General features: G+C 69.6%; 25 protein-coding genes. 7 read left to right on the top strand and 18 right to left on the bottom strand.

Annotated features, from left to right (window positions below):
- Positions 1-540 (bottom strand): TIGR00730 family Rossman fold protein, encoded by a 540-nt coding sequence (locus tag AB0P41_RS16625; RefSeq protein ID WP_356711389.1) that lies wholly within the window; start codon positions 538-540, stop codon positions 1-3.
- A gap of 65 nt (positions 541-605) precedes the next feature.
- Between AB0P41_RS16625 and AB0P41_RS16630 the strand changes: the two genes are divergently transcribed.
- Both AB0P41_RS16630 and AB0P41_RS16635 read left to right on the top strand, forming a co-directional pair.
- The gene (locus AB0P41_RS16630) at positions 606-941 is read left to right on the top strand and encodes a DUF427 domain-containing protein (RefSeq protein WP_365932612.1); all 336 of its coding nucleotides are present in this window, start codon (positions 606-608) and stop codon (positions 939-941) included.
- Positions 942-1,003: 62 nt separating this feature from the next.
- A complete protein-coding gene (locus AB0P41_RS16635) occupies positions 1,004-1,804 on the top strand; it encodes an alpha/beta hydrolase (RefSeq protein ID WP_365932614.1) in 801 nt (266 codons plus the stop codon).
- A gap of 80 nt (positions 1,805-1,884) precedes the next feature.
- Here AB0P41_RS16635 and AB0P41_RS16640 read toward each other — a convergent pair whose 3' ends face one another.
- The 3 genes from AB0P41_RS16640 to AB0P41_RS16650 all read right to left on the bottom strand — a co-directional run bounded on the left by AB0P41_RS16640 (position 1,885) and on the right by AB0P41_RS16650 (position 6,824).
- Positions 1,885-2,619, bottom strand: a complete 735-nt coding sequence (locus tag AB0P41_RS16640; RefSeq protein WP_365932616.1) for a YgjP-like metallopeptidase domain-containing protein — start codon at positions 2,617-2,619, stop codon at positions 1,885-1,887.
- Between the two features lie 51 nt (positions 2,620-2,670).
- A complete protein-coding gene (locus AB0P41_RS16645) occupies positions 2,671-6,225 on the bottom strand; it encodes a type I restriction endonuclease (protein ID WP_365932618.1) in 3,555 nt (1,184 codons plus the stop codon).
- A gap of 113 nt (positions 6,226-6,338) precedes the next feature.
- Complete coding sequence (locus AB0P41_RS16650) at positions 6,339-6,824, bottom strand: ATP-binding protein (protein ID WP_365932620.1); 486 nt, start codon at positions 6,822-6,824, stop codon at positions 6,339-6,341.
- Positions 6,825-7,112: 288 nt separating this feature from the next.
- Here AB0P41_RS16650 and AB0P41_RS16655 point away from each other — a divergent pair, with 288 nt between their 5' ends.
- Positions 7,113-7,967, top strand: coding sequence for a helix-turn-helix transcriptional regulator (locus AB0P41_RS16655; RefSeq protein ID WP_365932622.1), 855 nt, complete (start codon positions 7,113-7,115; stop codon positions 7,965-7,967).
- 11 nt (positions 7,968-7,978) lie between these two features.
- Positions 7,979-8,167 (top strand): DUF397 domain-containing protein, encoded by a 189-nt coding sequence (locus tag AB0P41_RS16660; protein WP_365932623.1) that lies wholly within the window; start codon positions 7,979-7,981, stop codon positions 8,165-8,167.
- Here AB0P41_RS16660 and AB0P41_RS16665 read toward each other — a convergent pair.
- From AB0P41_RS16665 to mnmA, 5 genes are all read right to left on the bottom strand, one after another.
- A complete protein-coding gene (locus AB0P41_RS16665; RefSeq protein ID WP_365932625.1) occupies positions 8,164-9,408 on the bottom strand; it encodes a hypothetical protein in 1,245 nt (414 codons plus the stop codon). The two genes, AB0P41_RS16660 and AB0P41_RS16665, sit on opposite strands and share 4 nt — an antisense overlap.
- A complete protein-coding gene (locus AB0P41_RS16670) occupies positions 9,398-11,986 on the bottom strand; it encodes an N-6 DNA methylase (protein WP_365932627.1) in 2,589 nt (862 codons plus the stop codon). Before AB0P41_RS16670 ends, AB0P41_RS16665 begins: the two co-directional genes overlap by 11 nt.
- A gap of 109 nt (positions 11,987-12,095) precedes the next feature.
- Positions 12,096-12,926 carry an RloB family protein gene (locus AB0P41_RS16675; RefSeq protein WP_365932629.1) on the bottom strand — a complete coding sequence of 277 codons (831 nt, stop codon included), beginning with the start codon at positions 12,924-12,926 and terminating at the stop codon, positions 12,096-12,098.
- The gene (locus AB0P41_RS16680) at positions 12,923-14,095 is read right to left on the bottom strand and encodes an AAA family ATPase (RefSeq protein WP_365932631.1); all 1,173 of its coding nucleotides are present in this window, start codon (positions 14,093-14,095) and stop codon (positions 12,923-12,925) included. The genes AB0P41_RS16675 and AB0P41_RS16680 overlap by 4 nt, the downstream gene beginning before the upstream one ends.
- A 207-nt stretch (positions 14,096-14,302) precedes the next feature.
- Positions 14,303-15,436, bottom strand: coding sequence for a tRNA 2-thiouridine(34) synthase MnmA (gene mnmA, locus AB0P41_RS16685; RefSeq protein ID WP_365932633.1), 1,134 nt, complete (start codon positions 15,434-15,436; stop codon positions 14,303-14,305).
- A 61-nt stretch (positions 15,437-15,497) separates the two neighbouring features.
- Here mnmA and AB0P41_RS16690 point away from each other — a divergent pair, with 61 nt between their 5' ends.
- Positions 15,498-16,193 carry a peptidoglycan recognition family protein gene (locus tag AB0P41_RS16690; RefSeq protein ID WP_356711401.1) on the top strand — a complete coding sequence of 232 codons (696 nt, stop codon included), beginning with the start codon at positions 15,498-15,500 and terminating at the stop codon, positions 16,191-16,193.
- Here AB0P41_RS16690 and AB0P41_RS16695 read toward each other — a convergent pair.
- The 4 genes from AB0P41_RS16695 to AB0P41_RS16710 form a co-directional block, all read right to left on the bottom strand.
- A complete protein-coding gene (locus tag AB0P41_RS16695; RefSeq protein ID WP_365932635.1) occupies positions 16,186-17,355 on the bottom strand; it encodes a cysteine desulfurase family protein in 1,170 nt (389 codons plus the stop codon). The genes AB0P41_RS16690 and AB0P41_RS16695 overlap by 8 nt on opposite strands.
- Positions 17,356-17,538: 183 nt before the next feature.
- On the bottom strand, positions 17,539-19,377 hold the full coding sequence (locus AB0P41_RS16700) for a protein kinase (RefSeq protein WP_365932832.1): 1,839 nt from the start codon (positions 19,375-19,377) through the stop codon (positions 17,539-17,541).
- A 127-nt stretch (positions 19,378-19,504) separates the two neighbouring features.
- Positions 19,505-19,819: a DUF4190 domain-containing protein gene (locus tag AB0P41_RS16705; protein ID WP_356711405.1), complete on the bottom strand. Its 315-nt coding sequence runs from the start codon at positions 19,817-19,819 to the stop codon at positions 19,505-19,507.
- 15 nt (positions 19,820-19,834) lie between these two features.
- A complete protein-coding gene (locus AB0P41_RS16710; protein ID WP_356711407.1) occupies positions 19,835-19,990 on the bottom strand; it encodes a hypothetical protein in 156 nt (51 codons plus the stop codon).
- Positions 19,991-20,095: 105 nt separating this feature from the next.
- Here AB0P41_RS16710 and AB0P41_RS16715 point away from each other — a divergent pair, with 105 nt between their 5' ends.
- Together AB0P41_RS16715 and AB0P41_RS16720 are read left to right on the top strand one after the other, a co-directional pair.
- Positions 20,096-20,719 (top strand): TetR family transcriptional regulator, encoded by a 624-nt coding sequence (locus AB0P41_RS16715; RefSeq protein ID WP_356711409.1) that lies wholly within the window; start codon positions 20,096-20,098, stop codon positions 20,717-20,719.
- A gap of 10 nt (positions 20,720-20,729) precedes the next feature.
- Complete coding sequence (locus AB0P41_RS16720) at positions 20,730-21,563, top strand: alpha/beta hydrolase (RefSeq protein WP_356711411.1); 834 nt, start codon at positions 20,730-20,732, stop codon at positions 21,561-21,563.
- A gap of 49 nt (positions 21,564-21,612) precedes the next feature.
- Here the strand turns inward: AB0P41_RS16720 and AB0P41_RS16725 are convergent, their stop codons facing one another.
- Genes AB0P41_RS16725 through AB0P41_RS16745 form a run of 5 tightly spaced genes read right to left on the bottom strand, consistent with a single transcriptional unit; the run spans position 21,613 to position 26,597 of the window.
- Entirely contained in the window at positions 21,613-22,479 is an 867-nt protein-coding gene (locus tag AB0P41_RS16725; RefSeq protein WP_356711413.1) for a thioesterase family protein, read from the bottom strand.
- Positions 22,480-22,531: 52 nt separating this feature from the next.
- A complete protein-coding gene (locus AB0P41_RS16730) occupies positions 22,532-23,203 on the bottom strand; it encodes a trimeric intracellular cation channel family protein (protein WP_356711416.1) in 672 nt (223 codons plus the stop codon).
- 18 nt (positions 23,204-23,221) lie between these two features.
- The gene (locus AB0P41_RS16735) at positions 23,222-24,526 is read right to left on the bottom strand and encodes a dipeptide ABC transporter ATP-binding protein (RefSeq protein ID WP_356711419.1); all 1,305 of its coding nucleotides are present in this window, start codon (positions 24,524-24,526) and stop codon (positions 23,222-23,224) included.
- A complete protein-coding gene (locus AB0P41_RS16740; protein ID WP_356711421.1) occupies positions 24,523-25,611 on the bottom strand; it encodes an ABC transporter ATP-binding protein in 1,089 nt (362 codons plus the stop codon). The genes AB0P41_RS16735 and AB0P41_RS16740 overlap by 4 nt, the downstream gene beginning before the upstream one ends.
- Entirely contained in the window at positions 25,608-26,597 is a 990-nt protein-coding gene (locus tag AB0P41_RS16745) for an ABC transporter permease (RefSeq protein ID WP_356711423.1), read from the bottom strand. Before AB0P41_RS16745 ends, AB0P41_RS16740 begins: the two co-directional genes overlap by 4 nt.
- Positions 26,598-26,649: the final 52 nt, after the last annotated feature.

Genomic DNA, 26,649 nt, shown 5'->3' on the forward strand with positions numbered 1-26,649 from the left:
TCACTGCAGGCCGGCCGACTCCTCCAGGTGGGCCAGCGCCCCGACGCCGTCCTCGGCGAAGAAGACCAGCTCGGTCAGCGGGACCGGCAGGAAGCCTTCGTCCTCCATGCGACGGAACTGCTGGTGCAGACCGTCGTAGAACCCGGCGGTGTTCAGCAGGACGACGGGCTTGGTGTGCTTGCCGTGCTTCTTCAGCTCCAGGATCTCCGTCGCCTCGTCGAGCGTTCCCGTCCCGCCGACCATGATCACGATCGCGTCGGACTTCTCCAGGAGCAGCGCCTTGCGCTCGGCCAGGTCCTTGGCTGTCACCATCTCGTCGGCGTTCGTCCGCGCCTTGGCCGCAAGGAAGTCCACGGACACCCCGACGAGCCGTCCGCCGGACTCCTGGACACCGTCGGCGACGACCTTCATCAGGCCGCTCTCCGAGCCGCCCCAGACCAGGGTGTGTCCGCCCCGGCCCAGCAGCTCGGCGAATTCACGGGCGGGCCGGGTGTAGCGGTCGTCGAGGTCGGCGGCGGAGAGGAAGACGCAGATGTTCATGCGGATACCGTACGGCGGGTCGCTGACACGGGAAGAAAGCGGCCTGCCCCACGGCTGAACCCTGTATGACTTCTCTCACAGGACACACGATCACCGTCGAACCGGCCGCCTTGCACGTGCGCGCCGTGCACGACGGGCAGGTGCTCGCAGAGAGCCGCCGCCCCCTGGTGCTGCGCGAGACGGGCTGTCCCGACCGCTACTACCTGCCGCCCGAGGATGTCCGAACGGAGCTGCTGACGCCCTCGGACACGCGTACGCACTGCCCGTTCAAGGGTGACGCGTCGTACTGGTCTCTGCCGGATGCGGCGGACCTCGTGTGGGCTTACCCGGAGCCCAAGGAACAGGTCGCGGCGATCAAGGGGCACTACTGCTTCTACGCCACGGACGTGCTCACCGACTGACCGTCAGAACTATTTCTCCGTCGCGGCGATGAGTTCCGCGGGGCACGGCAGTCCACCCTCACATGGACAAGACTCTCTCCCGTGACGGCACGTCGATCGCGTATCGCCGCCACGGTGACGGGCCGCCGGTGATCCTGGTCGGCGGTGCCCTGAGCACCGCGGCCGACGAGGCACCGCTGGCCGCTCTGCTGGCCCCGCGCTTCACGGTCGTCACGTACGACCGCCGGGGCCGCGGGGCGAGCGGCGACGGCGGGCCGTACGCGCCCCGCCGCGAGATCGAGGACCTGGCGGCGGTCGCGGCGACGGCGGGTGAGCGCGTCTCGGTGTTCGGCATGCTGTCGGGCGGGGCGCTGGCCCTGGAGGCGCAGGCCGCGGGGCTGCCCGTGGACCTCCTGGCGGTCTACGAGCCGCCGTACACCCCGGGCCCCGCCGGCCTCCTGTACAAGTCCCGCTGCACATCGTTGCTGCACCAGTTGCTGGCTGCGGGCGACCGGGGCGGCGCCGTCGAGCTGTATCTGTCGCGGACGGGGGTCCCGGAGACGACGATCGCCCGCATGCGCCGGGCCCCGCTCTGGCGCGGCCTCGAAGCGGTGGCCCACACCCTCGCGTACGACGACGCCCTGCTGGGCGACGGCTCGGTCCCGGCCGGGCGGCTGGCCTCCGTCACGGCGCGCACCCTGGTGGTGACCGGCGGTTTCAGCACGGAACAGGCGCACCGTACGACGCTGGCCCTCGCGTCCGCGATCCCCCGGGCCAGACACCGCACCCTGACCGGCCAGACCCGCGAGCTGGCCCCGCACGCGATCGCGCCGGTGCTGGCGGACTTCTTCGCCCGGGACGTGTTCGCGCGCCAGGTTTCCTGATTTCTCCTGCGCGGGTCACGTCCGTACAGGGGTCGGACGTGACGCGCATGGGAGGGGTTCCGGGGCGCCCCGGCGGGGCGCTACCGAGCCGCTCCACGCCACAGTCCGGGCTCGGCCTTCGCGAACAGCTCTTCGCGCGCGTCGGCGTCCGGGAGCACGAGCCGTATCTGGCGCCGAAACGTCGCGCCGTGCCCGGCCGCACGCAGATGGCAGAGTTCATGGACCAGGACGAGATCCACCAATGACGGTGGTAGCTGCAGTGCCGCCCAGTGCACCGTGATCGACCCCTCCTGCCCCAGCGCGCCCCACCTGGGGCCCAGGTCACGGGCCTCGACCCGGGGCGTCGGCAGCCCGACGCGTGAGGCGTACGAGGGCAGCCTCGCCGAGAGCCATCGGGTGCCGCACGCCTCGTACCACTGGGCGATCCTGCGTGCGCCCTCATCGGCCGTGTGCGGCCGGGGCAGCTCCAGCCATCCCCGGTGCAGCCTCACGCGACCACCGTCCCCCGGTGGGAGGAGCTTGAGCCGGTGCCTTCGCCCAAGGTAGGTGAAGCCGGTACCACCTACGAGTTCCTTGACCGGCTCGTCAGGCCTGGTTCGCCTGCGCCGCACCTCACGCGCCAGGCGTGGCAGCCTCGTCCGTACGGCGCGCGCGACCTCGGCCGGGTCGGCATCCGTCGGTACGGCGAACAGGACGTCCCCACGCTCGCCGACCTCGATGCCCAGGGTGCGCCGCCGGGGCCGCACGACGACCTGCCACGTCCACTCCCCCGGCACGGGGAGCGCCGCGATCGCCTGGTGAACGGGAGTACTCACGAGGCATTCCTACCATCCGCCCCACGGCTTCTCCGGGGGACCGCCCCTCGGTCAGCGCCCCTTCAGCTCCCCGTACCGCAGGAAGTCGTCACGGCGCTCGACGGCCAGTTCCACCAGGAGCCCGGCGAGCGGGCCGGTGTCGTCCCAGTCCAGGGAGACATGCGTCTCCAGACTGACACGAAGTTGCTTGCGAACCCGGTCCCTGGTGTCCGTCAGGTGCACGATGTCCGGTGAGCGCACATGCCCGGCAAGCTCCACGGTGAGGGCTCGGGCGGCTGCCATCAGGTCGGCCCCCGGCGGGGTCAGCGCGCCTTCCGCCAGCTCCTGTACGAGCAGTCCGTGGACCGGCCGCTCGGTCAGCGGGTCGAGTCCGCTGCCGGCACCGGCATCCTCGGCCTCGTTCGTGTTCATGTCGCCGACCAGCCGGGAGAGATCGGCGGCGGCCTTCTCGAAGTCGTCCTGCATCTGCTGCACGATCTCGTCGAGACGCCGGCTGAAGCGGGTGTAGCGGGACCGGTCGGAGCCGATCTCCGCCGCGATGCGCACCTTGACCGAGCCGGTCATGTAGGAGACCCGGGCACGCGGGTCGCTGTTGGCGTTGACCCGCTCCATGAAGTCCGAGGCCGTGAGGTCGACGGGCGGAACCCGCTGCTCGATCCGTGTCACCTTCAGATGCCGCGCCATCAGTTGCCGGATCTTGGCACCGTAGCGGCGCGGGCTGAAGTCGTCGCGCGCGTCGAGGTAGCGGCGACGGGCCAGGTACTGGACCTCACCGAGCAGACGGGCGAACGCCTCGTACTTCAAGGCCTCAGGCTGTGGCAGTACGGCGTTGAGAGCAGTGAGGAAGTCACGTGCGAGTTCGTCGAAGTCGGCGCGCAACAGCGGGTCCTCAAGCGCGGCCAGCAGGTCCTCGCGCTGTTCCTCCACCTTGAGCGAGGCGACGCCGACCCGGTCCAGGAATTCGGAGACCCGCGTACGCAGATCCGCGAGCAGGGCATGGGCAGCGGCGTCGGCCTGGAGCAGCAGACGGTCCCGGACCGGCTGGTCGCCCGTGAACGTCTTCTTGTCGAGGTGGTCGACGGACGTGTCGTAGCCGTACAGCTCGCGAAGATGGGCCTTTTCGTACTCCCCGAGCGAGCGGGCGAGCTCCGGGCCGATCCCGATGAAATCGACGACCTGCCCCCAACGCTTGTGCCGGTACGGGCGGTTTGTGCGGGCGACTGCCTGGAGCAGCCCCGCGCCGGACAGCGCGCGGTCGAGGTAGAGCACCTGCTCGACGGGCGCGTCGAAGCCGGTGAGCAGCATCGACTGCACGACCAGGAAGGCCATGGGCGCATCGCCCGGTTCCTCCTGCTCGGCCGCCGGCGGGGCCGACTGCTGCCCGTCCGGGTGCCAGACCTCCCCCGATCCGCTTGGCGTGCCCAGGCCGGACGCCGAGGTTCCGTGGGCTGATGCCTTCCACGCGGGGTCGTCGGCAGCGGCGAGCGGGTCGCCGAGGCCCTTCTGGAAGCGCTCGATGTAATCGTCCTGCTGGGACTTCGAGGTCCAGCACTTCCATGCCTCGGGGTCCTTGCGCCCACTGTTCGGCTGGGCCTCGGAGATCACCACGGCGGCATCGATGGACCTGAGCAGGTCCCGGTGGGCGACCAGGTCCAACAACTCGCGTTGCTGTCCTTGGGACTCGAAGGGAGCGAGCGGGTCGTGGACGAGCTCCGGGCCGAGGGCGTCGATCTGCTCCACCAAGCGGTCACGTGCCGCGAGCAGGGCTTCGCGGTAACGCACTGCCGCGAGCCGGGAAACAGCGGCGAGCTGGGCACCGAAGCGGTCCGGCAGGGCGTTCAGTGCCCAGTGTCGCAGCATGTAGTCGGCCTTGGCTGCGATCACGGAGGGCGCTTCGAGGACCTCCTTGCGCCGTGCGAACTTCTCCAGGACGCGCTCGCGCTCCTTGGGGTCCTCGGGCACCTTCTCGTCGAACTCGGCGTCCAGCGCCGCCTTCTCGATCACTTTCAGCGGCACGCTGTAGGCCTCGTAGCGCACCGGCACCACGGCGCCGTCCCGCTCGGCGTCGCGCAGGGTGTAGAGGTCGGCGAACGGACCGAAGATGTCCTCGGTGGTCTTCCGGTTGTCGCTGAGGATCGGGGTTCCGGTGAAGCCGACCATCATGGCGTTCGGCAGCATGGCGCGCAGTCGCGCGTGCTGCCACAGGGCCTGCCCCCGGTGGGCCTCGTCGATCAGGACGACGATCTCGGAGCTCGTGTTCTCGGCGTTGTTGTGCAGATGGCCGTCGTCGTCCGCGTCCGGAAGCTTCTCCTCCCGGCCGTCGTACTCCGTATCGTCCCTCCGCGCCTTCTGCAAGGTGACGAGTACGAGGTCGGGTACGGGCACCGCGAGGTAGCTGCGCGCCTGCGCCACACTGGACGCCCGGTAGATCTTCTGGTTGGTCGCCGCGAGGCTCCCCCGGATCTGCTTCTCCAGGTCGAGGCGGTCCGTCACCACGACGACCTTGTGTTCCTTGAGACCGGCTGTGCTGCGGAGATGGCGTACGAGGAAGGCCATGGTGAGGCTCTTCCCAGAGCCCTGGGTGTGCCAGACGACTCCGCCGCGCTGGTCGACCGGCTCACCGGCTTCGATCTTCCTGCGCCGTTCCAGCAGGCGCTGCGCGAGTTTGTGCACGGCCTTGAACTGCGGGTAGCGACCGATGATCTTGACGGTGCGGGGGCCGCTCCCGGCCTGGGTGGTGAAATTCCGGACCAGGGAAAGCAGATGTGCTGGTCTCAGCACACCTGCCACCAGGGTGTCCTGGGCGCTCAGTGCGGTGCTGCTGCTCCTGCCGGTCTCCTCGCGCACCTGCTCCTCGGTGGCGGGCAGCGTGGTGCGCCAGGGTGCGAAGCGCAGCGAGTCGGCGGTGACGGTGCCGAGCTCGGCGTGGTCCCGGTCCGTTCCGATCAGCACCTGGGCGAAGCGTACGAACTCCGCGACGGGCGCCGGCGCCTCCACACCCGCGTAGCCGATGACCTGCTCGACGGCCGCGTCCAGCGCCGCTCGCTGCTCCTGCCGGGCGGACACCAAGGGGGCCTTGCACTCGATGACGACCCAGGGCAGGCCGTTGACGAACAGGACGATGTCGGGGATGACGGGCTTGGCGTTCTTGCGCTCCACCCGGAACTGGGAGACCGCGAGGAAGTCATTGCCGTTCTCGAACTCACCGTCCCAGTCGACGAGTCTGATGTGTTCGGGGTCGCCCTTGGTCCAGCCGGGGACGGTCCGGGAGTTGATGCCCTTGCGTAGGAGTTCGGTCGCCTCCAGGTTGCCCGCGACACCCCGACCGGGGCTCCCGAATCCCGGCGCCTTGCCCTGGACCCGGGCGAGGAGGTGATTCAGCTGGGCATCGGACAGCCAGGTCGTGCCATGGGGGCCAGGGTTGATCCGGGCCACCGCGGCCCGGAACCGTTGCGCGTAGACGACCTGCACGAAGCTCGCCCGGCCGGACGGGTCAGGCTCGGTGACCGTGCCGTGCGGCGGACCGCCTTCGAGGTGCGTCCACCCCATGGCGGTCAGCTGCCCGGTCAGCGGCTTCTCGGTCTTGTCGTACTCCGGCTGCCCCATGCCTGGTCTCCCCGCGCGCCCGTCACCGTGCATCCCACCCGCACCCGTATGGGTGTACGCGGAACTCTACCGGCGGGCGCCGGATCGGCCAGGGCGGAAGGGTGGGGCGGCGGTCAGCTGGTGAGCGCCAGCTCGAACCAGATGGTCTTGCCGCCCGAGCCCAGCTCCCCCTCCCCTATGGCGCATCCGCCCCAGCGGTCGGCGACGAGTTCGAGGATGGCCAGGCCCCGCCCGGCTTCGGCCTCCGGGCCGACGGCCGGCCTGCAGGGCTCGGGCAGGTCCGGACTCAGGTCCCAGACGCTGACTCTGAGCACGGGATGCCGCCACTGGACCCGCACTCCGGCGGGGCCTTGGGCGTTCCGCACGGAGTTGGTGGTCAGCTCGGAGGCCAGCAGCTCGGCGCGGTAGCTGAGTTCGGCAAGTTCATGCGCGTCGAGGATGGCCCGGAGGTTGGTACGGGCGATTCGGGGGCCGCGCGGGTCGCGGGGGAAGACGAGTTCGTAACTCCAGGGGCCGGCGAAGGGAATGGGGGCGGGGTGGAGTGCGTACGGGGTGTCAGGGGCGTCATACGGGACGTAGGGGGTGGGATCGGTCCTCACGGGCACCTCCTAGGGTGCGGGCGGGTGGGCAGAAGTTGACATGTGCCAGGGGAGGTTGCGGACTTTGCGCCGCGAGTGACGGTGGCAATGCCGATCCGGGGGCCTGCCTCCCGGGTGGGCAGGATGGATCGGTGCACTTCCGTGCCCGTGCCCCTGTGGCGCTGTTCATAAGCTAGAGGACAACGACTCACATGTGAGCACTTTTCCACGAACGAGTGAGTAGGTAACTCGTGTTGGACCACAGAGCGCAGCCCCTGCAAGACTGTGCGAGCACACGAGAGAGGACCCATGGCTCCACGGAACGCACCCACCGGCCGCCAGCGCCGCCTAGCGACCGAAGTTCGCCGCATGCGCGAGCAGGCAGGCGTCTCAATCCAGGAAGCTGCAGCACTCCTCGGGTCGGACCGCACCATGATTTCCAACGTCGAGGCAGGGCGCACTGGTCTCAGCGCGGACCGCGTGCGGCAGATCGCCTGCCACTACGGTTGCGGGGATCCCGAGTTGATTGATGCTCTCGCGGAGATGGCGGGAGGGCGCCGCACCAGGCACTGGTGGGACGAGTACCGGGGCAAGCTTCCAGACGGCCACTTGGACATCTCCGAGACGGAGCACTTCGCCGCACGCATCCGGACAGCCCAGACAGTGCACTTGCCCGGCCTCTTCCAGATCGAGGAACACGCCCGAGCAATCTTCAACCTCTCCGTACCTCCGCTACCGAGGTTGGAAGTCGAGCTACGTGTGGCACATCGCATGAGCCGCCAGGCCGTTGTCACCGGCGAGAACCCGACTCCGTACCTCGGAATCATTCACGAGGCGGCACTGCGGCTTGAGTTCGGGGGACGCGAAGTTGCCCGCCAACAACTCATCCACCTGGCAGATACGTCCGAACTGCCCCATGTGACCTTGCTGGTTATCCCGTTCCGCGCAGGCGCCTTCCACGGAGCCGGTCAGTCGATCCTGTACGCCGAAGGACCGGTCAGACAACTCGACACGGTCCAGCTCGACACATCGTTCGGCAGCCACTTCATTGATGCGCCGACGCCACTGGGGAACTATCGTTCTCTTCTCGACCTGATGGAGGGGTCAGCCCTCCCACCCGATGAATCGCGTGATCTCATCCGGTCAATCGCCCGCGAACTGTGAGAGGCCCCACCGTGCTCGAACATGACTGGCAACGCTCGTCGTTCTGCTCAGGCGGAGGCAACAACTGCGTCGAGGTCGCCGCGCTGCCCGACGACACCGGCGTCGCGCTGCGCGAGAGCGAGAGCCCCAACACCACCTTGGTTGTCAGCCGGGAAGCACTCAGGGGGCTACTGGCTGCCATCAAGCCTGGAAGGGATTAATTCTCACTCGTCTCAAAATTAACACAATCCATGTGAGCCAAAGAAGTCCCGCGGATCAGATCTTCAACCACACTCTGCTGCGCTACCCGCAATTTCGCGGCCTGCTTTCTGAGTGCTCTGGATCGACACTCGAAGCCGCTCTGCACTGCAGCGATCCTGCGCTGTTCACTGAGCGGCACAGCAGGGATTGAAAGTCTCTGGATGTCTTCCTTCGAGATCTTGTACTGCCCACTAGTGCCCCGCATGACCGAGTCAATCTGACGCCGCATCTCGCCCGACCCAAGCACCAGGCTCAGGAATCTTGGATCCAGTTGCTCCGGGTTGGGGGACAGCCGGAATACGAGGTCCGGCAGGTACAGCCCTGCTCGCACTTGCTCCACGTAGCAAGAAACTCCAACCAGAGTCTTGACCCCGTTGGCGCGAGACACAAGCACATCTCCTGCCGACACCTCGAGAGCTGAGCGGGCAACCACCCCGCTTGGCAGCCGCTTAGCCTCCTCCGGAACGAAGGTTCCAGACGTGACCGCGCTCAGGCGCAGGACTCCATGCTCATCAAGTGCCGGGGGGACGCTGTCACACACAGGACTCCACCCGGACTGGACAGCGTCCAACAGGTGCCTCAGCGGCACAATGCCGTGTGCGCTACCGGCGGACAGCTCACTGGCGAGGGACGCACGCTTTACTGTTGCGAGTTTGTCGTGCAGCCGTTCCAGTGCCCCGATCCGCCGCTCGAAGACGGCGTGCACGGCGACGATCCGGCGCTGCTGCGAGAGCGGAACGTCAGGAATCCTGAGCGACCTAGCTTCCGCCTGCGGAAGCTGAAACTGCCCGCTAGTCCCTCTCATCGCAGTACGAATCTGACGTCGAACATTCTCAGCGTTCAGCAACAGGCCAAGAAATTCTGGACTTACTTTCCGCTCGTCCGGAACGAGCCTGTACATGAGGTCGGAAAGCACTAGCCGAGGCCGCACTCCCCTGGCCACACAAGTTGCCCCTACTAGTGCAGGGGCACCGTTCACCCTCACCATCAGGACGTCGAGTTCACGGATTTCCAGCTTCTCATAAGCGGAGTCCCACGCCTGCAGCCGCTTCGCCTGCGTGGAGCCGAAGACCTGGGAACGCAGGGCGCCGAGTCGCAAGAGTCCCCACTCTCCGTCAGCCGGTTCCTGTGCATGGGCTCCCTTTGCGACACCGACTCCGATGTCAACGAGGACATCACCGAGCTCCAGCTCATCGCGCATAACCCAGCTCCTCCAGCCACTTCCCCAGCTCGCCCGCAGCCTCGTCGCTCTCCGCCTCCAGGTCCGTCAGCGACACCGCGTACTTCTCCGCCCACCTCCGGAACGCCGCCACCAGCTCACGCCTGCGCGCAGCCGTAGCCGAGTCCAGGCGCCCGGACAGGTCCGCGTCCAGAACCTCCAGCACCACCCGTTCCGGGCCGCCGTCCTCAGCCAGCACCACGTCCCGCGCGGCCCGCAGCCTGCGCAGGAACACCTCGTCCAAGGCTTTCCGCTTCTTCCTGACCACCGCCAGAGCCTTCTTGCACGCGGCAGCATCCCGGGTCAGTTCGGCGATCCTCTCCGCCGAGGCCACCGGAGCGGCGTCCTCCTCCGGCTCGGCGCCGTCCGCGCCCTCCGCGTCCTCGCCGCCGTCAGCCGCCTCCGGCTCCTTCGCCTCGGCCAGCGCCTCCAGTGCCGTCTTGTGCGCCACGTCGGCCTCGGTGACCGCCTTGTCCGCCGTCACCACCTCGTCCAGGAACTCCGGGATCAGCACGCGCACGACCGGCTGGTCCATGGCGCGGCGGCGGTCGGTCGCCGTGACCGTCGTCTTCCGGGTCGTGGTGTCGTCGTCCGGGATCACGGGCTCGACGATCGCTTCGACCGAGTCGACCCAGCCGGTCAGTACCCGCTCGAACCCGCCCGCCGCCAGGGCCTTCATGTCGTAGCGGTTGGTGGCCCACCAGTCGGCGATGATGCCGGCCGTGGTGAACTCGTCGATCACGCCGACCGCGCCGATGTCCCGCTTGAACGAGTCCAGGAGCCCGCTCCGAAGCTTCATCAGCTCACGGTCTGCCGCGAGGCCCGCGAACAGCGGCGCGTGGGCCTTCCACCACGTGGCGTAGACCTCGTCCAGCTCCGACTTCTTCTTCTCCGCCAGCCACGGGATGCGGGCCGCCGTAGCGTCCGGGCCCTCGGGCAGGAAGTCGTAGTAGTCCGGGTCGCCGTCCCGTACGGCGAACAGCTCTGTCGCGTCCACGCCGAACGAGCGAAACAACTCGGCCTGGTCCGCAACCTCGGTCACCGGTACACCGCCGTACAGATGCGACCGTACGTCCTGGGGTTCTGCGGGCGGCGAGTTGTCCACCCAGCGGCGGATGTTGAGGTTGGCCTCCGCCGCCAGCAGGTCCTTCACCTCGACCGCACGCGAGTACCGAGGGATCTGGCGCCACTGCTCGTACGTGGTGACGATCTTCTCGACGTGCTCCGGGCGGAGTTCATTCTGGTTCCGGCCCGCCGTGAAGTCCCGGTCGGCGTTGATGAACAGAACCTTGTCCACCCGCTCGACGCGCTTGCGGTGCGGACGGCGGAGCACCAGCACGCAGGCCGGGATACCCGTCCCGTAGAACAGGTTCGGGCCGAGGCCGATGACCGCCTCGATGCAGTCGTCCCTGAGGAGCTGCTCGCGGATGTCGCGTTCCTTGCCGCCCCGGAACAGCACTCCGTGCGGCATGACGATCGCCGCAACGCCCCGCTCCTCCAGCACCGCCACCATGTGCTGGACGAACATGAGGTCGGCCTTCTTGCCGCCCTCCGGCGCCCAGTGCTTCATCCGCTTCCCGTGGTCCTCATCGGCCTTCCTGACCAGCGAGGCGTCATAGTTCAGGGAGAACGGCGGGTTGGACAGGACCTTGGTGAACCGGCGCAGCTGCGTGGTGCCCGGCTGGAAGTGCAGTGGTTCGGTGAGGGTGTCACCGTGCTGGAGGTCGAACTCCCGGATGCCGTGCAGCACCATGTTCATGCTGGCCATGGACCAGGAGGGGCCGTTCTTGTCCTGACCGTTGACCGAGAGGAGCGTCGGGTCCTCGCCATGTTCCTCGACATGTTCGCGGGCCGCGATCAGCATGCCGCCGGAGCCGGCGCAGGGGTCGTAGACGGACTCCTGGGCCTTCGGGTCGACGAGCCGGACCATCATGCGTACGACAGCGCGCGGGGTGTAGAACTCTCCGCCCTTCTGCCCGGCCGAGTCGGCGAACTCCCCCAGCAGGTACTCGTAGGCCGCGCCCAGCATGTCGGGGAACTCGAAGTCCTCGTTGCGCAGCCGGTAGAGCGTGAAGTGGCGGATCAACTGGGACAGTTCAGCGTCGGTGAAGCGGGGTTTCGTACCGACGACCTCATTAAAACTGATGTGCGTGGTGACGCCGGCGAGACGCTCGTTGCCCTCGCTGAGCGCGACCATCGCCTGGTCGAGACGCTCACCGACCTTGTCGGTGAGCGTCTGGATGCCGGGCGCGGGATTCTCCGGGTCCTCCAGGTCGCGGTGGGGTCCCTTCCACCAGCGCGCCCGGGGCGGCACGTAGAAGACCTCGGTGTACGAGTCCGGGTCGTTGGCCCGCTTCAGCGCCTTCGTCTCGTCCTTCGTCCGGTCCAGGTGCTTGCGGTACACCCGGTCCCACTCGGGCTGGAACTCGTCCGAGGCGCGCTTCAGGAAGAGCATCCCAAAGATGTAGTCCCGGTACTCGGAGGCGTCCATCCGACCGCGCAGAATGTCGGCGGCCGAATACAGGTGCCGTTCGAGCTCGGGCAGGGTGATTCTGGCCACGCGCCATTCCTTCGTACGTACGGTGAGGGGATCGGGATGCTCAGGGAAGCGTAGACGTCCCGTGGATCCGGTGCGGACCGATGACCGGATCGGGCGACGTCCCGAATGGTCAGGCGTCCACGATTTCTAGGCTCACCAGCAGCCTCCAGACATCGGTGGACGGGTCACGGTCGAGGACCGGGCAGTCGGCGGCGTGGCCCGAGTCCGGGATCAGCGGGTCGGGGCGCTCGGGAGCACCTTCCCACCGGTAACGGTCCTTGCGAGTGGACTTCGCCTTGCACCTGTCGTGCTCGCACTGGTCGACGAGGCTCCGCGCATGGCTGACGGCGGCGGACTCCTTCTTCCCCAGCGCCGTACGACGCCCGTCCTTGACGCTCTTGTCGTTCCGCTTGTCGAAGTTCTTGAAGGCCGGGTCCGCCTGCCGCAGCGCGTCCACCACGTCCTTGCTGCTGCCCCCGCGACTGCCCCCGAACGCCTGGAAGTGGAGCAGCAGCCACAGGTCGAACGAGGGATGCGAGAAGCAGACCTCGGTGCCCTGCTCGGCCGCCAGGTCCAAGGCCTCGGGGATGTCGTGGTGCTGGTCCCGGTCGAAGAGGGCCCAGGCCTCGTCTTCCTCTGCCTTCTCCTGGACCTTGGCGACCACCTTGGCCGGAGTCAGCCCGTTCTTGGCGAACACCGGCTGGATACGGAACCGCCGTCCGCCGGTGAGGCTGCCATCGCCGAAGCGTTCGTTGAGGTAGTTGAGGTAGTCCGGCTCGGTGGACTCGCCCTCGCAGCCGACATACAGCACCCGTTGCGCCCGCGTATCGGCGGGAGGCGGTGGCGCGGGGGCGACGAGAGGCTTCTCCTCGCCCTTGCGGCTCTTGCGCTTCCGCCGGGGCGGCTCGTCCGCCTGCCCCTCGGTGCCGTGCTGGCCCTGCTGCCCACCCCGCGTACTCACGCTGTTGCCTTCTCCTCCTGCCAGGACAGTTCGCGGGCGATCTCCCCCGCGCTGACTCGGGGCACTCCGCCGTAGCGCCCTCGCAGATAGCCACGCTCCAGGTTCTCGCCGTCCTTGGGGTGGGCGGCGGTCAGCGGATAGATCTCCGTCGCACCCGACCGGTCCTTGGCCGCGATCCAGACCTGGTCGCGGGCGAGCGGGCGGTCCAGCACCTCGCTGCCGAGGAGGGTGGCGTCGTGCGTGGTGAAGATCAGCTGGGCGTTGCGTGGGTTGGCCTTCGGGTCCTGGAAGATCCGTACGACCTCCGCCGCCAGTGTCGGGTGCAGGGAGGAGTCCAGCTCGTCCACGAGCAGCACTGCGCCCTTGTCGAGAACCGTGAACATCGGCCCGAGGAAGGCGAACCAGGCGTGCGTGCCGAAGGACTCCTCGGTGAGGAAGTCCAGCGGGGTGTCGGTTCCGTCCCCTGTACGGTGCCGCAGCCTGACGGCCCCGGTCTCCGGGTCGACGTCCATGCCGGTGACGCCGATATCGGCGGCGGCCAGCAGGTGCAGGACTCGCTCGCGGTACCCGTCCTTCGCGTTCTGCTCGATGAGGTCCAGAGTCCACCTGGTGCGGTGCCCGACGTCCTCGCCTGGTGTGACCAGCCACATGTTGTCCAGGAACCAGCGGTGCAGTGCGGAGAGCTGGGGGTCGTTCAGGGTGGCGGCGGTGGACAGGAACAAGGAATCAGGTCGCGTGACGGACACCAGGAGTTCGCGATTCCCCTTGTAGCCCTCGCCCTCGAAGACGAACTCCCCGCCCTCCGCGTCGGGACGGCCCGCTTCGCGGTCGAACCAGGTCTCCCGCTTGCCGCCGGGGTAAGCGTGCAGCCATTCCGCCTCGACGCGCTCGTCCGAGAGCTCGAAGCCGTAGGTGAACCGGGTGCTGTTGCGACCGAGGGAGAGATCGACCTCGTAAAGGCTGGTCTCTTCCGTGCACGCGGGGTCGAGTTTGAAGGGCTCACGGGGCACACCGGGCGACTTCGTCCAGTCGGCGAAGGAGGTGCGGACCGCGTGCCGCATGTCGGACAGCGCACTGAGCATATTGCTCTTGCCTGCGGCGTTGGAGCCGAAAATGCCCAGCACCGGCAGAGCCGACACGTCATGCCCGTCGTGACGGAGTCCGGTCACTCGGGCGTTGCCGTCACCGGAGGCAGACCCGATGAGTGACAGCTCGCACTCATCACGGATCGAGCGGTGATTGGCCACCCGGAAACGCAGTAGCACCCTCGGCCTCCCGACAGGACGGGGAGGCTGACCCCGTCGTACGTACACCGCATGCGGACGATCCGCATGTGCAGCCTATGACGCCTGCACCGGCCGTGCCAGCCCCGGCCCTCAGCCGGTGGCCGACGCCTTCTCCCGCCGCACCGTCGTAGCGATCGTCGCCGACCCGACCACCCGCGTCCCGTCGTACAGCACCACCGCCTGGCCCGGTGCCACTCCCCTGACCGGCTCGGTGAACGTGACCGACAGGGTGCCGTCGGTCAGCTCCGCCGTCACCTCCGTCTCGCCGCCGTGGGCGCGGAGCTGCGCGGTGTACGTGCCGGGGCCGGACGGGGCCGTGCCGCACCAGCGGGGCTTGATCGCGGTGAGGGCGGTGACGTCCAGGGCCTCGGCCGGGCCGACCGTCACCGTGTTGTTCACCGGGGAGATGTCCAGGACGTAGCGCGGCTTGCCGTCGGGGGCGGGGTGGCCGATGCGCAGCCCCTTGCGCTGGCCGATGGTGAAACCGAAGGCGCCCTCGTGGGTGCCGACCTTCGCGCCGGACTCGTCGAGGATGTCGCCCTCCGCGGGGCCGCCGAGGCGGCCGGCCAGGAAGCCCTGGGTGTCGCCGTCGGCGATGAAGCAGATGTCGTGGCTGTCGGGCTTCTTGGCGACCGCCAGGCCACGGCGCTCGGCCTCGGCCCGGATCTCGTCCTTGGTGGTCAGGGTGTCGCCCAGCGGGAACATCGCGTGGGCGAGCTGCTTCTCGTCCAGGACCCCGAGGACGTAGCTCTGGTCCTTGGCCATGTCCGAGGCGCGGTGCATCTCACGGGTGCCGTCGTCCTTCACCACGACCGTGGCGTAGTGGCCCGTGCACACGGCGTCGAAGCCGAGGGCCAGCGCCTTGTCGAGCAGCGCGGCGAACTTGATCTTCTCGTTGCAGCGCAGGCAGGGGTTGGGGGTGCGCCCGGCCTCGTACTCCGCGACGAAGTCGTCCACGACGTCCTCGCGGAAGCGTTCCGCCAGGTCCCAGACGTAGAACGGGATGCCGATGACGTCCGCCGCGCGGCGGGCGTCCCGGGAGTCCTCGATGGTGCAACAGCCGCGCGCGCCCGTCCGGAAGGACTGCGGGTTCGCGGAGAGGGCGAGGTGCACACCGGTCACGTCGTGGCCCGCCTCGGCGGCTCGGGCCGCCGCTACGGCGGAGTCGACTCCGCCTGACATGGCGGCGAGCACACGGAGGGGGCGCTGGGAGGTCTGAGTCATAGCCTCTCCAGAGTACGGGGCGCCGGGAACCGAATGCTCGCGGATATGCGTTGGGGATCATATGGGGAACAACGGGAGTGCCGGGTCGTCGGGGAAGGGTCCTGGTCACGGCATCAGCAGGCGCTCGTTGCTGATCGGCGGCGGGGCAGCGGCGGCGGCCACGGCCGCTGTGGCCGTCGACGAGATCCGGCAGGTGTGGTGGCGGCTGCCCGGCGTGGGCAAGCCCCGTGAGGAAGGCGAGCGGGACTACGCACCGGCGAGCTGGGTCGCGGCCTCCGAGGCGAACTGGCGGCGGGCCGACCGCCCCGACGACTACGGCGTGGACCGGGTGATCATCCATGTCACGCAGGGCAGCTTCGAGAGCGCCGTCAACGTCTTCCAGGACCCGGCGCACAAGGCGGCGTCGCACTACATCGTCGGCCAGGACGGCCGGGTGACGCAGATGATCCGTGAGCTCGACGTGGCCTACCACGCGGGCAACCGCTCGTTCAACGAACGCAGCGTCGGTATCGAGCACGCGGGCTTCGTCGACCGCCCGCAGGACTTCACCACGAAGATGTACGAGTCCTCCGCGCGGCTGACGGCCGAGATATGCAAGCGGTACGCGATCCCGGTGGACCGGGAGCACATCATCGGGCACGTCGAGGTGCCCGGCACGGACCACACCGACCCCGGACCGCACTGGGACTGGCCCCGCTACATGAAGCTGGTGCGCGCCGCGTCCACGGGGACAGCCGAGAAGGCCACGGCTAGCTGAGTCCCGCCGTCCTGGCCCGGTCGACCGCGGGACCGATCGCCCGCGCCAGTTCCTCCACGTCCTGTCCGGTCGTGGTGTGGCCGAGCGAGAAACGCAGCGTGCCGCGTGCCAGCGCGGGGTCCGTGCCGGTGGCCAGCAGCACATGGCTCGGCTGGGCGATGCCGGCGGTGCACGCCGAGCCCGTGGAGCATTCGATCCCCTGGGCGTCGAGCAGCAGCAGGAGGGAGTCGCCCTCGCAGCCGGGGAAGGTGAAGTGGGCGTTGGCGGGCAGCCGCCCGCCGGGGGCCGGGTCGCCGCCGAGGAGGGCGTCTGGCACGGCCTTCAGCACGGCCTCGGCCAGCTCGTCACGGAGTGCGCCGATCTCCCGGGCGAAGCTCTCGCGCCCATCGGCTGCGTGCCGCCCGGCCACGGCGAACGCGGCCACGGCGGGCACGTCGAGGGTGCCGGAGCGCACATGCCGCTCCTGGCCGCCGCCGTGCAGGACGGGCACGGGGGTCTGGTCGCGGCCGAGCAGCAGCGCCCCGATGCCGAACGGGCCGCCGATCTTGTGCGCGCTGACCGTCATGGCGGCCAGCCCCGACGCGGCGAAGTCGACCTCCAGCTGCCCGAACGCCTGCACCGCGTCGGAATGCATGGGAACGCCGAACTCGCGGGCCACGTCGGCGAGTTCGCGTATCGGCATGATGGTGCCGATCTCGTTGTTCGCCCACATCACGGTGACCAGGGCGACGTCGTCCGGGTCGCGTGCGAGCGCCTCGCGCAGCGCGTCCGGGTGGACACGCCCGTACCCGTCGACCGGGAGGTATTCGACGGTGGCGCCCTCGTGCTCGGCGAGCCAGTCAACGGCGTCGAGGACGGCGTGGTGCTCCACAGGGCTGGCGAGGACCCGGGTAAGCCGGGGGTCCGCGTCGCGGCGGGCCCAGTAGAGGCCCTTCACGGCGAGATTGTCGGCCTCGGTGCCGCCGGAGGTCAGGACGACCTCGCTGGGGCGTGCCCCGAGGGCGTCGGCGAGGGTTTCTCTGGACTCCTCGACGGTACGGCGGGCCCGGCGCCCGGCAGCGTGCAAGGAGGACGCGTTGCCGGTGACGGCGAGCTGCGCGGACATCGCCGCGATCGCCTCCGGAAGCATCGGCGTGGTCGCGGCGTGGTCGAGGTAAGCCATGGTGCTGACGATTCTACGAGTCCGCGGCACGGCGCGTGCCGAGGGCGGCGCCCGGCGCATCAGGTGCCGGCTCGCGGCAGCCCCGGGGAGGGCCGGTCCGAGTCGCGGCCGCCCCCTGTTCGCTTCAGGTTCGGGGCGGGCGCAGCCCGGGGCGTGCGAGGGAGGCGTCCCGTCCGGCTGCGATCAGAAAGCCGTCCAGCGTTGAGACGCCTTGCCCGAACAGCGGCTCGTCGTGACGCCGCTCCCACTGGCCAGACCGAGGCAGCCCCCGGTGCCGACGCTCACGAGGCTGCCCCCCTCCCCTGCGCGCCAGAGGCGTGATTCGGCCTCGTTGCACGAGAGCTGAAGGGTCCCCGCGTTGAGGATGTTCGCGCTCAGGCAGTTCCTGCCTGACTCGGCGGCGATCTGGAAGGATCCGTCGGACAGCGGGCGGACGGTCCAGCCGGCACCCATGCCCTCGCAGTCACCGGCGGCCGAGGGCCCGCCGTACGGGGCGACGAGGCACTTGCCGTTCTCGCCGTTGCGGTAGCGGTGCATCCCGGAGGGTGTGGTGGAGCCCCCGGAGCCGGTGCCCCCGGAGGTACCGGACCCACCCGAGGCACTGGACCCTCCCGAGGTACCGGACCCACCGGAGCCACTGGACCCTCCCGAGGTACCGGACCCACCGGAGCCACTGGAGCCGCCGGACGTGCCTGACCCACCCGCCGCTCCGGACCCGCCGGAACCGTCCTGGGAACCGCTCCCCGCGTCACCGGCCCCCGGCGCGGGCGAGGATCCGCCGTCAGCCTCCTTGTCAGCGCCCTCGCCCTTGTCCTTCGGCGACTTCGCGGGTGACGCCGGGCCGGACGGGCTCGCATCCGAGGAGGAGGCCCCGGGCACGGCCGGGGCCGAGACCGAGGCGGACGGCCCGGCGGCCTCGTGGTCGTTCGCCCCCGAGACATGGGGCAGGAGCTGGACGGCGAGCGTCGCCCCGCCCACGGTCAGGACGACGGGAAGGACGACGAAGGCGACGCGGGTACGCCGCGGGTGGTCCTGGAACTTCGTACGTGGCTTCCGCCCGAGGTTCCGCGTCTCCATGGAGACGGGCGGCGGCAGCTCGATCTCCTGGACGTTCGCCGCGAAGGCGGCCTTCTCCGCGAGGTTGCCGCTGATGGACTCCGGCCACGGAGGAGCCGTGAACGGCCCGTGCTCCGTGGCACTGCGCACCAGCTCGGAGGCCGAGGGCCTGGCCTCGGGGTCCTTGGCCAGGCAGGCAGTGACGATGTCGGCGAGTGCGGGATCCAGCTCCCGCAGCGCTGCCAGGTCGGGCTCCTCGTGCACGATGCGGTACAGCACGGCGGGGCCGGACTCCTCGCCGAAGGGCGGGCTGCCACTGGCCGCGTACGCGATGACCGAGCCCAGCGCGAACACGTCGGCGGCGCCGGTCAGATCCCTCTTCGTGGTGGCCTGTTCGGGAGCCATGTACGCCGGGGTGCCGACGACCATGCCGCTCCTGGTGAGCTGGCTCTGCTCGGTGGCGCGGGCCACACCGAAGTCGATGACCGTGGCGCCGTCCACGGTCAGCATGACGTTGGACGGTTTGAGGTCCCGGTGCACCATGCCCAGTTCGTGCACGGGGACCAGCCCGGCGGCCGCCTCGCGCAGCAGCAGCCAGAGGGTGCCGGCGGGCAGCGGGCCCTTGTGCAGCCTGAGGGCGTCACTCAGGGTGAGCCCGGGGACGTACGCGGTCGCCAGCCAGGGGGGCCGGGCGTCGCGGTCGCTGGCGATCAGGGGCGCGGTGGCCTCCGCGGGCAGCTCGGCGAGGTTGTCCAGCTCGTGCCCGAAGCGGCGGACGAAGTCCTGGTCCTCACCGGCGATCGAGGGCAGCACCTGCTTGACGGCGACGTACCGCCCCTCGTGGACGCCGAGGTAGACGCGCCCCATTCCGCCGGAGCCGAGCCGGCCGCCGAGCGGAATCCCACCGATCTGCACCGGATCGTCCGCTTCCAGCGGTTTGGCCCCGCTGCCCGTCAGGTCTAACACGCCCACGCTGTCCCCCCGTGACACACCGTTTCCGTACCGGGAAAGTCTGGCCAGCGGGCACCGGAAGCGGAAGCGGATTCAAGAGACTCACTCCAGATATTCACGCGGAGCGTCCCCCTCACGGGCCTCAGGCAGTGAGGCTCCAGGAGACGGTGCCGTTGGCCGTGACCAGGACGGCCAGGACGACCAGGTCGGCGATACCGAGGGCCAGTCCGAGCAGCGCGCGCCCCCGTCGGGCGGTGGAGCGGGCGAGAGCGACGAGCGCCATGACGATGGCGACGGGTCCGAGCAGGATGTTCATCACGAGGAGGCCGAGCAGCCCGAGTACGAACGAGGCGACGGCGAGCCCGTCGCCGTCCCGGGTGCCGGAACGAGCCGCGGCCGAGGGGGACTCGCCGGAGCGGGCGTCGCGCGGAGCGGTGCGTGCGGTGATGAGCGTCATGGTGCGGCTCCTTCGTCAGCGGGTGCGGCGGGCGAGGCGTTCACGAACGGCGAAGACCGCCAGCCAGAGGCCGATCACGGCGGCGGCGGCCAGGGCCACGGGGAGCGGGAGGTGCGCGACCGCTCCGAGGACAACCCCCAGCAGGAGCAGGGCGGCGACGAGGACGAACATGTCCGGGCCTTTCTGCGAGCTTTGAGAGTACGACTGTGCACTGACTTATCAGTTTAGACCCTGCGCCACTTCCGAAACTCGGAGAACGGTTGTTTACTGAATGGCATGAGTCACACCGTCGGCATCCGCCAGGCCCAGAAGCTGAAGACCCGCCAGGCGCTGCTCGACGCGGCACTCGGACTGCTGGAGCACCAGAGCCTGAGCAGCCTGGGCCTGCGCGAGGTGACGAGGGCCGTGGGCGTGACCCCGACCGCCTTCTACCGTCACTTCGACGACATGGCGGCGCTCGGCGTCGCCCTCGTCCAGGAGGCCTTGGACAGCCTGCACGGCATGATCGGCGCGATCCTGGCCGACACGGGGAACAGCGAGGAGCGGCTCGACCGCAGCGTCGAGCTGATAGCGCGTCATGTCACGGCGCAGCCCGCCCACTTCCGCTTCATCTCACGCGAACAGCACGGCGGCGTGGAGGAGGTCCGCGGGGCCATCGCCGCCCAGCTGCGCGGCTTCGCCGAGGAGGTCGCCCAAGTCCTCGGCGAGGAGCAGGAGTCAGCCGGCTGGGAGCGGGAGGACCTTCTGATGCTGGGCGGGCTCTACGTCGACCACATGGTGCTGACCGCGTCGGCGCTGCTGGACGCCGGCCCGGAGGGCGAGGAGGAGGTCGTCCGGGTGGCGCGGCGCCGGCTGCGCCTGGTCACGCTGGGCCGTGCCCACTGGCTGGACGGGCCGTAGGGTCGGTGCCATGAACGACTGGATACTGGACCGGGCCTTCGTCAGTTCCGCGGGCGAGGTGCGCTGGGCGGCGCTGGGGCCCGAGCAGGCTCCGCCCGTCGTCCTGGTGCACGGCACACCCTTCTCCTCGTACGTCTGGCGGGGCATCGCCCGGGGGCTGGCGCAGGACCACCGTGTGTACGTGTGGGACCTGCCGGGTTACGGCGCCTCCGCGCAGTACGACGGGCAGGACGTGTCGCTCCGCTCCCAGGCCCGGGTGCTCAACGAGCTCATCGAGCACTGGGGGCTCGGTGAACCGGCGGTGGCCGCCCATGACTTCGGGGGCTGCGTCGCCCTGCGGGCCCATCTCCTGCACGGTGCCCGCTACCGGCGCCTGGCCCTCGTCGACCCGGTGGCGCTGGCCCCGTGGGGCTCGCCCGCCTACCGGCTGCTCGGGGGCCGCTCCGAGGTCTTCGGCGACCTGCCGCCGGACCTGCACCGGGCCCTGGTGACGGAGTACGTCGGATCGGCCAGCCACCGGGGGCTGCATCCGGCGGTGCTGGAGAGCCTCGTCGCCCCCTGGTGCACCGAGGCCGGGCAGCCCGCGTTCTACCGGCAGATCACCCAGAACGACCAGCGGTTCACCGACGAGATCCAGCACCGATTCGGCGAGCTGGAGCTGCCGGTGCTGGTGTGCTGGGGCACCGAGGACACCTGGATCCCGGTCGCCCGCGGCCATGAGCTGGCCGGGATGATCCCGGGCGCCGAGCTGCGGCTGATCGAGGGGGCGGGGCACCTGGTCCAGGAGGACGCTCCCGCCGAGCTCACCGCGGCCCTCACCCGTTTCCTGCGTACGGCTCCGTGACCGCGGCCGCCGCTTCGGGAACCACGCGATGCGCCCGGTCCGGCGCGCCTCAGCCGCGGGGCGCGCGGGCCAGCTGGCGGGACTGGGCGACGAGACGGCCGGCGCTGTCCCAGACGTCCGCGTCCTCCTCCAGGAAGCCGCCCGCGAGGTTGCGGGTGGTGATGGAGACGCGCAGCGGCCCGGGGGCCGGGCGGCAGCGGATGTGGGTGGTGAGCTCGATGGTGGGCGTCCAGCCCTTGAGCCCCAGCTCGAACGAGGTCGGCGGCAGCGCGTCCACGGTGAGCAGCAGCGAGAGCGGGTCCGCGTCACGGCCGTCCGCGAGCGCGAACCAGCCCCGCATCTCGCCCTTGCCCGACGGCGCGCCGACGGCCCAGCCGACCGTCGCGGGGTCGAGCTTGATGTCCAGGCGTTCGGTGATGGCGGAGCTGCCGGGGATCGGTGCCGTGCCGTCGCTCGTGCCGAAGCACTGTTCGATGGGTGCGATGGCGGGCGGCTCGGCCGCCGTGCGGACCTCGTCGGTCAGGCCGTCCAGGTCGCCGTAGGTGGCAAGCACCCGGATGCGCTCGATCTCCGTACCGTCCTCCGCGAACTGGAAGAGCGATGCCTCGCCGGTGGAGAGCGTGCGGCCGGTGCGGACGACCTGGGTGCGGATCACTGCGGGGCCGGGGACGGAGGCCGTGAGGTAGTGCGCGGAGACCGAGAAGGGGTCGGAGTGCGGGAGCGCCTCGCCGAGCGCGCGGCCGAGCATGGCGAGCAGGTAGCCGCCGTTGACCGCGTGGATGATCGTCCAGCCCGCGGAGAGCTCCGCGTCGTAGACGCCTTCCTCCCGGAACCTGACCGCGGTGTCGCGGTCGAACTCGCTGTCACCGATGGTCGCCTGTACCGCGCGCGACTCCTGCGCTGCTGCCTGTGCCATGGCATGCACGGTACACCGATCGCATTACTGAGCGGTAGCTTTTTGTTTGCCGTCACATGACGGCGGGCTTCTCCTCCGCCGTGGCCGAGCGCCGGTTGTAGGCGCGCGGGGCCCGCCAGTGGAAGCGCAGGGCCAGGAGCCGCAGGAGGAACGCGGTGATCGCGGCGGCGGCGCTGGTGTAACCGTTGAGGGCGTCGAACCGGATGCAGAGGACCACCATGACGGCGCCCACGATGGCGGGCACGGCGTACAGGTCCCGGTCCCAGCGCAGCAGCGACGGCACCTCGTTGGCCAGGACGTCGCGGAGCACACCGCCGCCGACCGCGGTGGCCAGCCCCAGGGCGGCGGAGGAGGTGAGGCCGAGACCGTACTCGTACGCCTTGACCGTGCCGGCCACGCAGAAGAGCCCCAGCCCGGCCGCGTCGAAGACGTTGACGCCGACCTGGATCCGCTCCACGTGCGGGTGCAGGAAGAAGACCAGGGCGGCGGCGAGCAGCGGGGTGACGAAGTAGCCGAGATCCGTGAAGGCCGCCGGAGGGACCGCACCGATGATCACATCACGGAAGATCCCTCCGCCCAGCGCTGTCACCTCGGCGAGGACTGCGATGCCGAAGACATCGAAGTTCTTGCGTACGGCGAGCAGTGCGCCCGAGATCGCGAAGACGAAGATTCCGACGATGTCGAGCGAATGCTGGACGGAGGGGGTGAAGAGTTCGTTGAGCACCGGGCAATTGTGCCGGTACTACTCCTTCGCCTTGCCCTCCGCGTCCGGGGACGGCGCGGAGGACGAGTCCTCGCCGTCACCGTCGGCCGCGAGCGCGGCGGACTTCCCCGGCTCGCCCGAAGCCTCGGACACGGACGCCTCCTCGGACACGGACGCCTCCTCGGACAGGGACGCCGTCGCGGGGGCGGTCGCCTCCTCCGTCGCGGCGGCCGGCTCCGCGGCTGCCGCCGACTTCACCGTGATGACGTCCGCGACGAGCGGCGCGTCCCCCGGTGCCTGGTCCTCGCCGTTCTCCGGGTGGTGGCACGCCACCTGGTGCCCGGTCTTCAGCTGGAGCAGCGGCGGCTCCGTCGTCTTGCAGACCTGCGTCGCCTTCCAGCACCGGGTGTGGAACCGGCAGCCGGTCGGCGGCGAGATCGGCGACGGCACGTCGCCCTTGAGCAGGATGCGGTCGCTCTTGGCACCGCGCCTGCGCGGGTCCGGCACCGGCACCGCGGACATCAGCGCCTTGGTGTAGGGGTGCATCGGCGCCTCGTACAGCGAGGTGCGGTCCGCGAGCTCCACGATCTTGCCGAGGTACATGACCGCGATCCGGTCCGACACATGGCGGATGACCGACAGGTCGTGCGCGATGATCATGTACGTGAGCCCGAGCTCCTCCTGGAGGTCGTCCAGCAGGTTCACCACCTGCGCCTGGATCGACACGTCCAGCGCCGAGACCGGCTCGTCGGCGACGACCAGCTTCGGCTTCAGTGCGAGCGCCCGCGCGATGCCGATGCGCTGGCGCTGACCGCCGGAGAACTCGTGCGGGTAGCGGTTGTAGTGCTCGGGGTTGAGCCCCACCAGCTCCAGAAGCCGCTGGACCTCGGCCTTCACACCGCCCTCGGGATCGACGCCCTGGAGCCGGAAGGGGGTGCCGACGATTCCGCCGACCGTGTGGCGCGGGTTCAGCGAGCCGTACGGGTCCTGGAAGATCATCTGGATGTCGCGGCGCATCGGCCGGAGCCGCCCCGCCGACATGTGGGTGATGTCGCGGCCCTGGAACTCGACCTTGCCGCCGGTCGGTTCCAGCAGACGGGTCACCAGCCGGCCCATGGTCGACTTCCCGCAGCCCGACTCACCGACCACGCCCAGGGTCTCCCCGGGACGCACGTCGAAGGTGAGCCCGTCCACGGCCTGGACCGCGCCGACCTTGCGCTTCAGCACGCCCTTGGTGATCGGGAAGTGCTTGACCAGGCCTTCGACCTTGAGGAGCGGCTCGGACCCGGACCCGTCCGACCCGGCCGCGGGGGACGCGGGAGTCTTCTTGTCTCGATCAGTCACAGCTTCGGCGCAATCTCTTCGGTCCAGATCCGGTCGCGCTTCTCACGCGACATGTGGCACGCGGAGTAGTGCCCGTCGCTGACCAGCTGCAGCTCAGGACGCTCGGTGCGGGTGATGTTGTCCGGCGGGACGTCGGCGTACGGGCAGCGCGGGTGGAAGGCGCAGCCCGACGGGACGTTGATGAGGCTGGGCGGCGAGCCCTTGACCGGGATGAGCCGCTCGGTCTGCTCCCGGTCGATGCGCGGCATCGAGCCGAGCAGACCCCAGGTGTAGGGGTGCTGGGGCTCGTAGAACACCTTCTCGGCCGTGCCGCGCTCGATGCAGCGTCCCGCGTACATCACGAGCAGGTGGTCCGCGATCTCGGCGACGACACCGAGGTCGTGCGTGATCATGACGACCGCGGAGCCGAACTCCTTCTGCAGATCGCGGATGAGGTCGAGGATCTGCGCCTGGACGGTGACGTCGAGTGCGGTCGTCGGCTCGTCGGCGATGAGCAGCTGCGGGTTGTTGACCAGAGCCATCGCGATCATGGCGCGCTGGCGCATGCCGCCGGAGAACTGGTGCGGGTAGTCCTCGTACCGGCGGTGCGGCTCGGGGATCCCGACGCGGTCGAGCATCTCGATCGCGCGCTTCTTCGCCGTCTTCTTGTCGACCTTGTGGTGGACCCGGTGGGCCTCCACGATCTGCGCGCCGATGCTGTAGTACGGGTGCAGGGCGGACAGCGGGTCCTGGAAGATCATGGCCATCTTCTGGCCGCGCAGCTTCCGTACGCGCTCGGGGCCTGCGCCGATGAGCTCCTCGCCGTCCAGCCAGATCTCGCCCTTGATCCGGGCGCGCTCCGAGGTGTGCAGGCCCATGATCCCCAGTGAGGTCACGGACTTGCCCGAACCGGACTCGCCGACGATGCCGAGGGTCTGGCCGGCCTTGAGGTCGAAGCTGACGCCGTCGACGGACTTGACCAGGCCGTCGTCGGTGTCGAAGTGGACGCTGAGGTCGCGCACGGACAGGAACTCGTGGCCGTCGCCGGACCGCGGGGCGGGGACGGTGTCCGCCGCCGGGGAGTCCTTCTTGATTGCGTCGCTCATGAGAGCCTCACCCGGGGGTCGATCGCGGCGTACACGAGGTCCACCAGCAGGTTGCAGATGACGATGAAGAAGGCGGCGACCAGGGTCACGCCCATCACCTTGGGCAGGTCGGCGGTGGTCACGCCCTGGATGGCGAAGGCACCGAGGCCCTGGAAGGAGAAGACCCGTTCGGTGATGACGGCGCCGCCGAGCAGCAGTGCGAAGTCCATGCCGAAGATCGTGACGAGCGGGGTCAGCGCGGAGCGCAGGCCGTGCTTGACGACGACCTTGCGTTCCTTGAGGCCCTTGGCACGGGCGGTTCTGATGTAGTCCTCGCCCATCGTCTCCAGCATCCCGGCCCGGGTGAGCCGGGCGTAGAGAGCGGAGTACAGGAGGGCGAGCGTGCACCAGGGCAGGACCAGGCTGCCCGCCCACGCGAGGGGATCGTCGGCGAACGGGACGTACTCCCCGTTGCCGAACAGCGCCAGGACGACGAGGCCGGTGAAGAACATCGGCAGCGAGACGCCGGCGAGGGCGACACCCATGGAGAGGCGGTCGAAGAAGGAGCCCCGCTTCAGCGCGGAGAGGACGCCGATCGCGACACCGGAGACGACCCAGATGACCGCGGCACCGACGGCCAGCGACAGGGTGACCGGGATGCGGTCGACGAGCTGCGGCCAGATCTCGGTGTGGGTCTTGAAGGAGTAGCCGAAGCACGGGGCGTTGCAGGTGACCGGGTCGGGGCCGAACTGGTAGTCGGCGCCGACGACGATGCCCTTGATGAATTCCCAGTACTGGATGTACAGGGGCTGATCGAGCCCCAGGTTCTTCTTGACCGCGGCGATGACGTCGGGGTCAGGGCTCTTACCGACGTACTGGGCGGCCATCGAGTCGAGGGTCTGCCCGCCGAGGCGGGGAACCAGGAAGAAGATCGCGAACGTGACTGCGCTGACCACCAGCAGCAGCAACACCGCGGCGAATACGCGTCGGATGATGTACGCAGCCACAGCCGTGCGGCGCCGGGCGGGCGGACGGGGTACGCCCGCCGGCCCGGCGCCT

The organism is Streptomyces sp. NPDC079167, assembly GCF_040686735.1.
Classification (GTDB): Bacteria; Actinomycetota; Actinomycetes; order Streptomycetales; family Streptomycetaceae; genus Streptomyces.